Genomic DNA, 13,236 nt, shown 5'->3' on the forward strand with positions numbered 1-13,236 from the left:
TATGTCGCTGAAAACAATTAAATATTTTTCTACAATTGCCGTTGCCGCCATCGCCGTTCTGGTCGGATGGTTTATGTGGAATTATTATATGCAATCCCCGTGGACCCGCGACGGGAAGGTTCGCGCGGAACAAGTCAGTATCACACCGCAGGTGTCCGGGAGTATTGTCGATTTAAAGGTGACGGATAACCAGTTTGTTGAGGCTGGCGATTTACTTTTCAGTATCGACAAAACCCCCTTTCACATCGCTGAGCTCAACGCGCAGGCGCAGCTTGCCAAAGCCCAGTCCGAACTGGCAAAAGCCAACAATGAAGCCAATCGCCGCCGCCATCTGTCACAGAACGTGATTTCCGCAGAAGAGCTGGATACGGCAAATCTGAACGTCAAAGCGATGCAGGCAAGCGTCGATGTTGCCCGGGCGACGCTGAGGCAGGCACAGTGGCAATTGAGTCAGACCGATGTCCGTGCGCCGGTCTCTGGCTGGGTAACCAACCTTTCAACCCGAACGGGTAACTTTGCGACCACCGGCAAGCCGCTGTTTGCACTGGTCGACAGCCACTCCTTTTATGTGATGGGCTATTTTGAAGAGACCAAACTTCGCCACATTCGCGAAGGTGCCCCGGCACAGATTACCCTCTACAGCGGCAATATTAAGTTACAGGGTCACGTTTCCAGTATTGGGCGGGCTATTTACGATCAAAGTGTGGAAAGCGATTCAGGTCTGGTCCCGGATATTAAACCTAATGTGCCCTGGGTACGCCTTGCACAGCGCGTTCCGGTGCGGATCGAATTTAATGAGCTTCCCCGCGATGTCACCCTGGTTTCCGGCACAACCTGTAGCGTGGCGATTGGAAAATAGATGAAGTGGCCTCAGCTTAGTCTGGCAAAGACACCCTGGTTTAAAGCGACCGCCGGGCAATGGCGTTATGCCCTGCGAAACAGCATCGCAATGTGTCTGGCGCTGTCATTCGCCTATTACCTCAATCTGGACGAACCCTACTGGGCGATGACTTCCGCAGCGGTGGTGAGTTTCCCCACCGTTGGCGGAGTCATCAGTAAAAGCCTGGGACGTATTGCCGGAAGCCTGCTCGGGGCAACCGCCGCGTTGATTCTGGCCGGACACACGCTTAACGAGCCGTGGCTATTTCTGTTGAGCATGTCCGCGTGGATCGGATTTTGTACCTGGGCCTGCGCGCATTTTACCAATAACGCGGCGTACGCTTTTCAACTGGCAGGCTACACGGCGGCAATTATCGCCTTCCCGATGGTCAACATTGTCGAAATAACCCAACTCTGGGATATCGCCCAGGCGCGTGTTTGTGAAGTCATCGTCGGCATTCTCTGCGGGGGCATGATGATGATGATCCTGCCCAGTACCTCGGACGGCACCGCGCTGTTGACGGCGCTTAAAAATATGCATGCCCGTCTGCTGGAACATGCCAGCCTGCTCTGGCAACCCGAAACCACCGATGCAATTCGTTCGGCTCATGAAGGGGTGATTGGGCAAATATTGACGATGAATTTACTGCGTATTCAGGCGTTCTGGAGTCATTATCGTTTCCGTCGCCAGAATGCCCTACTCAACGCCCTTTTACATCAGCAACTGCGCCTTACCAGTGTTATCTCAAGCCTGCGCAGAATGTTACTGAGCTGGCCCAATCCGCCAGCGCATACGCGCGAAATCATCGAACAGCTTCTGACCGCGCTGGCGCGCTCGCAAACCGACAGCTACACCGTCGCACGGATCATTGCCCCGCTGGCCCCTGACAATGCGAGCGATTTTCGCCATGTCGCATTCTGGCAACGGCTGCGCTATTTCTGCCGTCTTTATCTGCGAAGCAGTCATCAGCTACGACGGGTCGAACAAGGAGAGCCGCCGTCCCGGATGGCTATTCCGCGCGCGCCCGCACTGGCAAGACACACTGACAACGCCGAAGCGATGTGGAGTGGTTTTCGTACGTTTACCACGCTGATGGTCATTGGCGCCTGGAGCATCGGTTCCCAGTGGGAATCCGGCGCAGCGGCGCTAACCCTGGCCGCTATCAGTTGTGTGCTCTATTCCGTGGTGGCCACCCCGTTCAAATCACTGTCGCTGCTGATGCGTACCCTGGTGTTGTTGTCGCTGTTTAGCTTTGTCGTGAAGTTTGGCCTGATGGTGCAGATTAGCGATCTCTGGCAGTTCTTACTGTTTCTGTTTCCTTTACTGACAACAATGCAACTGCTGAAACTGCAGATGCCCAAACTGGCCGGGCTCTGGGGACAGCTCATCGTGTTTATGGGATCGTTTATCGCCGTCACCAATCCGCCAGTCTATGACTTTGCCAGCTTCCTGAACGACAACACGGCGAAGATCGCAGGTGTTGCTTTATCATGGCTGGCTTTCGCCATTTTGCGACCGGGCTCGGATGCGCGCAAAAGTCGCCGCCATATCCGTGAGCTGCGACGAAATTTTGTTGATCAATTGAGTCGTCATCCCGCGCACAGTGAAAACGAGTTCGAGTCTCTCACGTATCACCACGTTAGCCAGTTAAGTAACAGCCAGGACGCGCTGGCCCGCCGCTGGCTGCTACGCTGGGGTGTCGTGTTACTGAACTGTTCGCATGTGGTCTGGCAGCTTCGCGACTGGGAGTCGCGTTCTGATCCGTTATCCCGCGTACGGGATATCTGCATCTCATTACTGCGTGATGTGATGAGTGAGCGAGGTGTTCAGCAGCGTCCCCTTGCCGCCACGCTGGCAGAACTTCAGCGTATCTGCGAGACGCTTTCGCATCATCATCAACCGGCAGCGCAAGAACTGGCGGCAATCATCTGGCGCTTGCATTGCTCGCTATCCCAACTGGAACAAGCGCCACCGGAGGGAACACTTGCGCCCTGATTATTGGATGACGCCACAGGCATAACGCGCCCCGCCGCCGCCCAACGGTTTGGGCTGATCGGACATATTATCGCCACCGATATGGATCATCAGCGCTTTATCTTTTACCTCTTTAAGCGATTTCAGGCGTGTGGCTGTAACGGGGATAATGGCCTTGCCTTCGTTGTTCACCACCAGCACAGGCAGATCGCCCAGATGCCCTTCACCATCCGGCCCGCTGTGTTTACCGGTTTTATGAGGGTCAAAATGTCCTCCTGCTGCTTCTGCTGCGGAGGCTTTTCCGTCTTTGATGGCAGGCTGGCAGCTACCGTTCGCATGAATATGGAAGCCATGCTCTCCCGGCGGGAGCGCTTTAAGATCAGGCGTAAACTCCAGCCCTTTTTCAGTTTCTGCAATGATCACCTCACCGATGGACTGTCCAACGCCCTGTGAGGTGACCAGATTCATTTCAACTTTCTCACTGGCGGCATGCGCCCCCGTGCAGGCTATCAGGGTTAACACAGCCAGACTTAATCGCTTCATAGAACCTCCGTTTTGTGTGCGTGTCGGTTAAGTGTAAACCAGTGACGCATTTTTGAACGGAAGAAGGAGAATTCAGCGATTAAGGTACATCGTAGCCCAGTGCTGCTTTGCGGATACGGAACCACTGCTGACGGCTCATGGTCAGTGACTCTGCTTCGATCGCCGCACGGACGCGTTCAATTTTACCCGAGCCGATAATCGGCAGCGGTTGTGACGGCAGCCGCAGGATCCAGGCATACACCACCTGCTCAATGGATGACGCATTCAGTTCTTCTGCCACGATCGCCAGTTCGTTACGCAGCGGCTGGAATTCATCGTCATTGAACAGACGTCCGCCGCCGAGACAGGACCAGGCCATTGGGCGTATGCGTAACTGCTGGAGCTGATCGAGGGTACCATCAAGCAACAACGGCTGGTGAACCGGGGAGATCTCGACCTGATTGGTCGCCAGGGTGAAAGGCAGCCGCGATTGCAGCAGCGTAAACTGGGCTGGCGTAAAGTTGGAGACACCGAAGTGGCGCACTTTTCCACTCTGGTGCAGGTGGTTGAAGGCTTCCGCCACCTCATCCGCATCCATGAGCGGATCGGGGCGGTGGATCAACAGCAGATCGAGATGGTCAGTTGCCAGATTCGCCAGCGACTGTTCTGCACTTTTGACAATATGGTCGCGATCGGTGATGTAATGGCCCAGCGCATTCTCCGGGCGTGCGGTCGTGGCAATACCGCATTTCGTCACAATTTGCATCCGCTCACGCAAATGAGGCGCCAGCTTCAGCGCCTCGCCAAACGCCGCCTCACACTGATAGCCACCGTAAATGTCCGCGTGGTCAACGGTGGTGATACCCAAATCGAGGTGTTCTTCAATAAAAGTGACCAGTTCCCGGGCGGACATGTTCCAGTCCATCAGGCGCCAGTAACCCATCACAAAGCGGGAGAATTTCGGACCTTGCGGTGCAATAGTAATACGCGAAACCATAACTGCTTCCTCATGAAGTAAACTGTTTCGAGTATATACAATTAGCGAGTTAAAAGAGTGAAGGCTGTTGAGGTTCTTCTGGCGCGGCGGGTTTGTTTGCGCGTAATTTACGCAGCAGGCGTTGGCGGCATAACCGCAAGACTTCTTGTTTTTGTCCATCGCTCATGGTTTGCCAGTTGAAGCGTTCCTCTCTGCTGCGCTGGCATCCACGGCAAAAACCGCGCTCATCGGACTGACAAATTCCCCGGCACGGACTCTGGACGGGAAAAAACTCTAACTGCTCCGCCACGCCCTCTCCTCATTAACAGGTTATTCCTCTATTGAAGACGTAAACTTCATTTCTGGCAACCCGACTTGCATTAGACCGACTGGTCTATTACACTCATGCTCATGAACAAGCAAACTGAATACGATACCCGCGAACACTTACTGGCAACCGGCGAGCATCTCTGCATGCAGCGCGGCTTTACCGGCATGGGTCTGAGCGAGTTGCTCAAAACCGCCGAAGTGCCTAAGGGATCGTTTTATCACTATTTTCGCTCGAAGGAAGCCTTTGGCGTCGCCATGCTGGAACGGCATTTTGCCGGTTACCATCAGCGCCTGGCTACCCATTTCGATACGGGGGCGGGCAATTACCGCGATCGTATTCTGGCTTACTATCAGGAAACCCTGAATCAGTTTTGCCAGCAAGGAATTATAAGCGGGTGTCTGACAGTAAAACTTTCCGCTGAAGTGTGCGATCTCTCTGAAGATATGCGCACCGCGATGGATAAAGGCGCCGGAAAGATTATGACCATTCTGGCGCAGGCGCTGGATAAAGGCCGCAACAACCACTGTTTGTCGTTTGCAGGGGAACCGCTGCAACAGGCGCAAATTCTTTATGCGCTCTGGCTTGGGGCGAATCTGCAGGCCAAAATTTCTCGTAGCGCCATTCCGCTTGAAAATGCGCTGGCACATGTGAAAAGAATCATTGCAACGCCTGATGTGTAACAGGCGTTTTATTTACATCATCACTAGACGACCGGTCTATTTATAACGGAAACCACTATGTCATCTGAAAAACTGTTTATCCCACTGAAAGTGGGCGCGATCACCGCAGCAAACCGTATCTTTATGGCCCCGCTGACGCGTCTGCGCAGTATTGAGCCTGGCGACATCCCTACTCCGTTAATGGCCGAGTATTATCGCCAGCGTGCCAGTGCAGGTCTTATCATCAGCGAAGCGACGCAGATCTCCGCCCAGGCGAAAGGTTACGCCGGAGCGCCCGGACTGCACAGCGATGAACAGATCGCCGCATGGAAGAAAATCACCGCTGGTGTTCATGCCGGGAATGGTCATATGGCGGTTCAGTTATGGCACACAGGACGTATTTCTCACACCAGCCTGCAGCCAGGCGGACAAGCTCCGGTTTCCGCGTCGGCAATCAGTGCGGGAACCCGCACCTCTTTGCGCGATGAAAATGGTCAGGCGATTCGTGTTGATACGTCGATGCCGCGCGCCCTGGAGACCGCTGAAATCCCCGGTATCGTTAACGACTTCCGTCAGGCAATTGCCAATGCGCGCGACGCCGGTTTCGATCTGGTCGAGCTACATTCCGCGCACGGCTATCTGCTGCATCAGTTCCTCTCTCCGTCGTCTAACCATCGTACCGACCAGTATGGCGGCAGCGTGGAAAACCGCGCACGCCTGGTGCTTGAAGTGGTGGATGCCGGGATTAAAGAATGGGGCGCAGATCGCATCGGTATTCGCGTGTCCCCTATCGGCAGCTTCCAGAATGTCGATAATGGGCCGAATGAAGAAGCCGATGCGCTGTACCTGATCGAAGAGTTGGGTAAACGTGGTATTGCCTATTTGCACATGTCTGAACCGGACTGGGCAGGCGGTCAGCCATACAGCGAAGCGTTCCGTGAAAAAGTGCGTGCGCGTTTCCAGGGGCCGATTATCGGTGCCGGTGCCTATACGCCTGAAAAGGCAGAAGCACTGATCGAGAAGGGTCTCATCGATGCCGTCGCTTTTGGCCGCGATTATATCGCTAACCCGGATCTGGTCACGCGTCTGCAACATAAAGCCGAACTTAACCCGCAGCGCAGTGAAAGTTTCTACGGCGGCGGCGCGGAAGGCTATACCGATTACCCGACGCTCTGATCCCGCTCTCTCGAATCCTTCATTGATAGCGGCGTAAAAACGCCGCTATACTAAAACAACATTTTGAATGTATTGACCATTTTTTAAGGGGATAAACAATGCGTTTACTGCATACGATGCTGCGCGTCGGCGACCTGCAACGTTCAATCGATTTTTACACCAACGTCCTGGGCATGAAGCTTCTGCGCACCAGCGAAAACCCGGAATACAAATACTCGCTGGCTTTCGTCGGCTATGGTGAAGAAAGTGACGAAGCGGTCATTGAACTGACCTATAACTGGGGCGTGGACAACTATGAGCTGGGCACCGCTTATGGTCATATCGCCCTGAGCGTGGATAATGCCGCTGAAGCCTGCGAGCGCATTCGCCAGAATGGCGGCAACGTCACCCGTGAAGCGGGCCCGGTAAAAGGTGGGACCACCGTTATCGCGTTTGTTGAAGATCCGGACGGTTACAAAATCGAACTGATCGAAGAGAAAGACGCCGGTCGCGGTCTGGGTAACTAATCCCTTTCGGGCGCAGGTTCTCTGCGTCCGTAGTTTTACTGCATCACAGCGCTTTTTTTGGCATAATGCGCGCTGCAATTTTTCTGTACTAAGAGACCCTGATGTCCGATAACGCTCAACTTACCGGTCTGTGCGACCGTTTTCGTGGTTTTTATCCTGTCGTCATTGATGTTGAAACGGCTGGATTTAACGCCAAAACCGATGCGCTGCTTGAAATCGCTGCCATCACACTGAAAATGGATGAACAGGGCTGGCTGATGCCGGACACCACGCTGCATTTCCATGTTGAGCCTTTTGAAGGCGCGAATTTGCAGCCCGAAGCACTGGCGTTTAACGGCATCGACCCCTCTAACCCGCTCCGCGGCGCGGTGAGTGAATATGACGCCCTGCACGCTATTTTTAAAATGGTGCGCAAAGGTATTAAAGACAGCGGCTGCAGCCGCGCCATTATGGTTGCCCACAATGCGACCTTCGATCATAGTTTTATGATGGCTGCCGCCGAGCGTGCCTCACTTAAACGCAATCCTTTCCACCCGTTTGTGACCTTCGATACTGCCGCTTTGAGCGGTCTGGCGTTAGGCCAGACGGTACTGTCTAAAGCATGCATTGCCGCAGGCATGGCATTCGACGGCACCCAGGCGCACTCGGCGCTGTATGATACCGAACGCACCGCCGTGCTGTTTTGTGAAATAGTCAACCGCTGGAAGCGGCTGGGCGGCTGGCCGTTGCCCCTGCCAGAAGAAGCCTGATTTAACCGCCTGATAGCGCCGGTTATCAGGCTTGCTCCCTCCCCCTTCAAATACTGTATATTTGACCAGTCTCAATTTGCCCCCCTCATTTTCCGCTATTCTGTAAAAAGGTTTTGATCCGCTCACACCGCAAGGGACAGGGAAGATGCCAGAAAAAAACGTGCCACCACCTCACCTGCCGGATATTTTTTCACAGGTCACCCGCGACTGGTTTACCTCCACATTTCAGCAGCCGACGCCTGTGCAGTCTCAAACGTGGGAGGTTACCGCAGCCGGGCAACATGCATTAGTCATTGCTCCCACCGGCTCAGGTAAAACCCTTGCGGCTTTTCTTTACGCGCTGGATCGTCTGTTCCGCGAAGGCGAAAAATCGTCCAATCGTTCACCGGCGGTTAAAGAAAAGAAAACGACCCGCATCCTCTATATTTCTCCCATAAAAGCCCTGGGTACGGATGTGCATCGCAACCTGCAAATTCCACTTCAGGGGATAGGTGAAGCCCGAAAAAAAACCGGTGCGCCTAAAGTGTCTGTTCGGCCAGGCATCCGTACGGGCGATACGACGGCTCAGGCGCGGGCAAAGCTTACCCGTTCCCCTCCGGATATTCTGATCACCACACCTGAATCACTTTATCTGATGCTCACCTCCCGCGCTCGCGAGACGCTTCGCGGAGTGGAAACGGTGATTATCGATGAAGTACACGCCGTGGCAGGAACAAAACGCGGCGCACACCTGGCGCTGAGTCTTGAAAGGCTGGATGCTCTGCTTGCGAGTCCGGCCCAGCGTATCGGTCTTTCTGCAACGGTGCGCTCCGCCAGCGAGGTCGCGGCGTTCCTGGGCGGCGATCGCCCGGTTACCGTCGTGAATCCCCCCACGACGCGTCATCCGGATATCCGCATCGTCGCGCCTGTTGCCAATCTGGATGATGTGCTGTCAGACAACACGGACAGCAGCGACGCAATTCACGCGGGAAGAGAGGGTTCCATCTGGCCACGTATCGAAGCGGGTATTCTTGATCAGGTGCTTAGCCACCGTTCCACCATTGTGTTTACGAACTCGCGGGGGCTGGCGGAGAAACTGACGGCCCGGCTCAACGAACGCTATCTCTCCCGGCAACAACCTGCGCCAGATCCCCAATCTGCCCCCCTACACTTCGAATCACTGACCGGCTCCACCAGCAACCGGGTACAGGATACAGCGGATTACATTGCCCGTTCGCATCATGGTTCCGTCTCCAAAGAGCAACGCGCCGTCACAGAGCAGGCCCTGAAATCTGGCGAGCTTCGCTGTGTGGTGGCGACGTCAAGCCTGGAGCTGGGCATCGATATGGGCGCTGTCGATCTGGTTATTCAGGTCGCCACACCGCTGTCTGTTTCCAGTGGTCTGCAACGCATTGGGCGAGCGGGTCACCAGGTGGGCGGCGTGTCAAAAGGGCTGTTTTATCCAAGAACCCGCCGGGATCTGATCGACTCGGCGGTGATTGTCGACTGTATGTACGCCGGGCATCTGGAAGCGCTGACACCGCCCCGCAATCCGCTCGATATTCTGGCGCAACACACCGTTGCCGCCGCGTCAATGGACGCACTTAACGTCGATGCCTGGTATAACCTCGTTCGCCGGGCCGCGCCGTGGAAGGATTTGCCACGAAGCGCCTTTGACGCCACGCTGGATATGCTGGCAGGCCGCTATCCCTCAGCTGATTTTGCAGTCTTTAAACCCCGAATTATCTGGAACCGGGAAACCGGACAGCTCTCGCCCCGGCCCGGCGCACAGCTTCTGGCGGTAACCAGCGGCGGCACCATCCCGGATCGGGGCATGTTCAGCGTTTTGTTACCTGAGGGTGATGAGCAGGCTGGTTCAAGGCGCGTCGGGGAACTGGATGAAGAGATGGTATATGAGTCACGCGTCAATGACATTATCACGCTTGGCGCCAGTTCATGGCGGATACAGCAAATTACCCGCGATCAGGTTATCGTCGTTCCTGCACCGGGCCGTTCTGCCAGACTTCCGTTCTGGCGCGGAGAAGGCGTCGGACGTCCGGCGGAACTCGGCGAGCGCATTGGCGACTTTATTCATGCAATGGAAAATGAACTCACCGGGCAACCACGCTATGCACACCTGAACGACGACAATGTGCTGTCCAATATCAGAAGCCTTATTGACGAGCAAAAAAATGCCACTGGCGTTCTCCCCTGGAGTCGTCATCTGGTCCTTGAACGTTGTCGCGACGAATTGGGCGACTGGCGCGTCATTTTACATTCGCCTTATGGTCGTCGGGTACATGCTCCCTGGGCGCTGGCCGTCGCCGGGCGGATTCAGACATTAAGGGGCGCGGACGCCTCTGTTGTCGCCAGCGATGACGGCATCATCGCAAGAATCCCGGATACCGATGGCAAACTACCTGACGCGGCGATTTTTCTGTTCGAACCTGAGAGCCTGCTGCGCGTTGTCCGGGAAGCCGTCACCAGCACCGCCCTTTTTGCCGCACGATTCAGGGAATGCGCAGCCCGTGCGCTGTTAATGCCAGGCCGAACGCCGGGCCGCCGTTCCCCGCTCTGGCAGCAACGCTTACGAGCGGGCCAGCTTCTGGAAATCGCCGCAGGATATCCTGATTTTCCGGTGATCCTCGAAACCGCCCGCGAATGTCTTCAGGACGTCTACGATCTCAACTCGCTGGAAAAGGTCATGAGGCGGCTTAATACCGGTGAAATTCATCTTTCAGAAGTCACCACATCAACCCCCTCGCCGTTTGCCACCGACCTGCTGTTCGGTTATGTCGCTGAATTTATGTACGCCACGGATACGCCGCTCGCGGAGCGGCGAGCCTCTGTACTGACGCTTGACAGCGAATTACTGGGCAACCTGTTAGGCCAGGGCGATCCGCTGGAACTGCTCGATCCGGACGTCATTCGTCAGGTGGAAGATGAACTCCAGCGCCGCGCCGCAGACCGAAAAGCCCACGGGCTGGAAGGCGTTTATGATTTACTCCGCGAACTCGGGCCGATGACCGTCGAGAATATTGCGCTAAGGCACGAGGGCACACTCGCTGAAATCAACACATTTATTGATACGCTGGCCCACGACAAGCGCATTTTTTCTGTTGTCATCGCAGAGACGGTCCGAATAGCCTGCATGGACGATGCCGCCAGACTGCGCGATGCGCTTGGCGCTCGTTTGCCAGAAGCGCTTGCGCAGACATGGTTGCATCCGGTAAAAACGCCGCTGCGGGATCTTTTTATTCGCTTTAGCCGTACGCATGCCCTCTTTACCAGCGCGGAGGTAGCCAACGAATTTGGCCTCGGCGTGGCTGTCGCCAACGATCTTCTGCGTCAGCTCAAGGACCAGCGAGTCGTGATTAATTTGCGCGCCACTCCTCCAACCTCGTCCGGAGGGGCTACCGCCGTCACCTGGGCAAATGAAGAGGTTTTCCGCCGGCTGCGGCTGCGCTCATTGCATGCCGCAAGGGAGGCGACTCGCCCGGTGTCTGCCAGTAGCTATGCTCGTCTGCTTCTGGAGCGCCAGAGCGTGATGTCTACTGCTGACGGCAATCCCTCGCTGAGTCCTGCAACGGCATCGGGTATGCTGGAAGGACGTGACGGTGTCACGCGCGCCATTGAGCAACTGGCCGGTCTCCCGCTACCCGCTTCTCTGTGGGAAAGCCAGATCCTGCCCGCTCGCGTTCGGGACTATTCGCCAGATATGCTTGATGAACTCCTGGCCACTGGCGAAGTTATCTGGTCGGGACAGAAAAAACTCGGTGACGATGATGGTCTGGTGGCGCTGCATTTGCGTGATTACCTTGCCGAAACGCTACCGCCGCCTGTCGTTGATAACGCAGCGCTTTCCGACATACAGCACGCGATTTTATCGGTGCTTGCCGGGGGCGGTGCATGGTTTGCCCAACACCTGGCGGCGTTGATTCAGACACAGACTGACCGGTTATCTGATGAGTTAGCCTCGCCAGGTTCGTTGCATGAGGCACTTTGGGGACTCGTCTGGCAGGTTATGTGACCACGGATATCTGGGGGCCGCTGCGTAGCCTGACGCGAGGTGCTGCGTTGTCACGTCCCCAGCCCCGTCGCGCGGCACGTATGCGTCGTGGCCGCCCACTTTCAGTTCCCCGGGCGGCCTCTGGCACCCTCTCTGCTTCCTGGAATACGCCCACTCTTGCCGGGCGCTGGTCGCTTCTGCACGCAGAGAGTCTGAATGACACAGAAAGAATGCTGGCCACTACGGAGAACATGCTCGATCGCTATGGCATTATTACACGCCAGGCCGTCATCGCTGAGAATGTTCCCGGCGGATTCCCTGCTATGCAGATGCTCTGTCGAAGTATGGAAGATTCTGGTCGTATCCTGCGTGGGCGATTCGTGGAGGGGTTGGGCGGCGCGCAGTTTGCGGATCGTACCACTATCGATCGTCTACGCGATCTCGCCACGTCTGTGTCAGAAAGTCGGACGTTTAGCGCGGTAGGTTTATCTGCAAGCGATCCCGCCAGTCCGTGGGGTAATTTTTTGCCATGGCCCGCGCACTCCTCTTCTCTGGCTCCGACCCGTCGTAGCGGCGCATTTGTCGTGATTTGCGCAGGAAAACTGTGCCTGTATCTGGCTCAGGGTGGGAAAAAGATGATCGTCTGGACAGAAAAAGAGGAACCGCCTTCACCGGCCATTTTCAGGGCGCTGGCTGGCGCATTAATGCGTGAACCGCGCCTGCGTTTTACCCTGACCGAGATTAATGACAAACCGGTAAGGCAATCCAGCTTATTTACCCTGTTACGCGAAGTGGGGTTCTCCAGTTCACCACAAGGGCTGGACTGGGGGTAAGGCGACACAAATAAAAAGGAGCTAAACCTGTCCGGAGAAGCTCCTCATGATACGTTACTGATTACTCAGCATCGGATTCTTCAGATTTGTATTTCGCAGCGGTCTCTTTAATCAACTGCTGCAGTTCGCCGCGCTGGTACATTTCAATCAAAATGTCACAGCCGCCAACCAGTTCACCGTCAACCCACAACTGCGGGAAAGTCGGCCAGTTTGCATATTTCGGCAGTTCAGCACGAATATCCGGGTTTTGCAGAATGTCTACATAGGCAAAACGCTCACCACAGGCGGAAAGCGCCTGCACAGCCTGGGCTGAGAACCCGCAGCTTGGCAGTTTGGGAGACCCTTTCATGTACAGGAGAATCGGGTTTTCAGCGATCTGGCGCTGGATTTTTTCGATAGTGGTGCTCATTGTCTTGCTTCCTTAACTTCTTTTACGGCAGTTGCCTGACATTGTAGCGTTTCAGAGCAACATCGGAAAATAACATTTTCATCACGCTTTACTATTTTATCGTCTTAACGTTTACGTTGCATTCCAAACAAGGGATTAACATCTTTTTCTGCCAGAATTGTGCACTAAATAACCCGATTTACGTTATGTAGGCGCTTTTTTTTGCACTCAATATCCGAAACACTATTTTTAAC

At 55.2% G+C, this 13,236-nt stretch carries 9 protein-coding genes and 2 pseudogenes; 7 read left to right on the plus strand and 4 right to left on the minus strand.

Features of this window, described 5'->3' with window-relative positions:
- Position 1: 1 nt before the first annotated feature.
- Positions 2-859, plus strand: a complete 858-nt coding sequence (locus WB371_RS12920) for an HlyD family secretion protein (protein ID WP_336220465.1) — start codon at positions 2-4, stop codon at positions 857-859.
- A pseudogene (locus WB371_RS12925) lies at positions 860-2,900 on the plus strand (FUSC family protein).
- Here the strand turns inward: WB371_RS12925 and sodC are convergent.
- The 3 genes from sodC to WB371_RS12940 all read right to left on the minus strand — a co-directional run bounded on the left by sodC (position 2,876) and on the right by WB371_RS12940 (position 4,662).
- Complete coding sequence (gene sodC, locus WB371_RS12930) at positions 2,876-3,397, minus strand: superoxide dismutase [Cu-Zn] SodC (protein WP_336220466.1); 522 nt, start codon at positions 3,395-3,397, stop codon at positions 2,876-2,878. The pseudogene WB371_RS12925 and the gene sodC sit on opposite strands and share 25 nt — an antisense overlap.
- Before the next feature lie 79 nt (positions 3,398-3,476).
- Positions 3,477-4,373 (minus strand): aldo/keto reductase family oxidoreductase, encoded by an 897-nt coding sequence (locus tag WB371_RS12935; protein WP_336220467.1) that lies wholly within the window; start codon positions 4,371-4,373, stop codon positions 3,477-3,479.
- Between the two features lie 49 nt (positions 4,374-4,422).
- A complete protein-coding gene (locus tag WB371_RS12940; protein WP_336220468.1) occupies positions 4,423-4,662 on the minus strand; it encodes a DUF1289 domain-containing protein in 240 nt (79 codons plus the stop codon).
- Positions 4,663-4,763: 101 nt separating this feature from the next.
- On the opposite strand from WB371_RS12940, the gene WB371_RS12945 reads away from it, so the two are divergent.
- The 5 genes and pseudogenes from WB371_RS12945 to WB371_RS12965 all read left to right on the plus strand — a co-directional run bounded on the left by WB371_RS12945 (position 4,764) and on the right by WB371_RS12965 (position 12,594).
- Entirely contained in the window at positions 4,764-5,363 is a 600-nt protein-coding gene (locus WB371_RS12945) for a TetR/AcrR family transcriptional regulator (protein WP_336220503.1), read from the plus strand.
- A gap of 57 nt (positions 5,364-5,420) precedes the next feature.
- On the plus strand, positions 5,421-6,518 hold the full coding sequence (locus WB371_RS12950) for an alkene reductase (RefSeq protein WP_336220469.1): 1,098 nt from the start codon (positions 5,421-5,423) through the stop codon (positions 6,516-6,518).
- A 98-nt stretch (positions 6,519-6,616) separates the two neighbouring features.
- Positions 6,617-7,024, plus strand: coding sequence for a lactoylglutathione lyase (gene gloA / locus WB371_RS12955; protein WP_336220470.1), 408 nt, complete (start codon positions 6,617-6,619; stop codon positions 7,022-7,024).
- 101 nt (positions 7,025-7,125) lie between these two features.
- The gene (gene rnt, locus WB371_RS12960; protein WP_336220471.1) at positions 7,126-7,773 is read left to right on the plus strand and encodes a ribonuclease T; all 648 of its coding nucleotides are present in this window, start codon (positions 7,126-7,128) and stop codon (positions 7,771-7,773) included.
- Between the two features lie 145 nt (positions 7,774-7,918).
- Positions 7,919-12,594, plus strand: a pseudogene (locus WB371_RS12965) (ATP-dependent helicase).
- A gap of 61 nt (positions 12,595-12,655) precedes the next feature.
- Here the strand turns inward: WB371_RS12965 and grxD are convergent.
- Positions 12,656-13,003, minus strand: coding sequence for a monothiol glutaredoxin 4 (grxD, locus tag WB371_RS12970; RefSeq protein ID WP_042319226.1), 348 nt, complete (start codon positions 13,001-13,003; stop codon positions 12,656-12,658).
- Positions 13,004-13,236 lie beyond the last annotated feature (233 nt).

Source organism: Citrobacter amalonaticus (assembly GCF_037053465.1).
GTDB lineage: Bacteria > Pseudomonadota > Gammaproteobacteria > Enterobacterales > Enterobacteriaceae > Citrobacter_A > Citrobacter_A amalonaticus_H.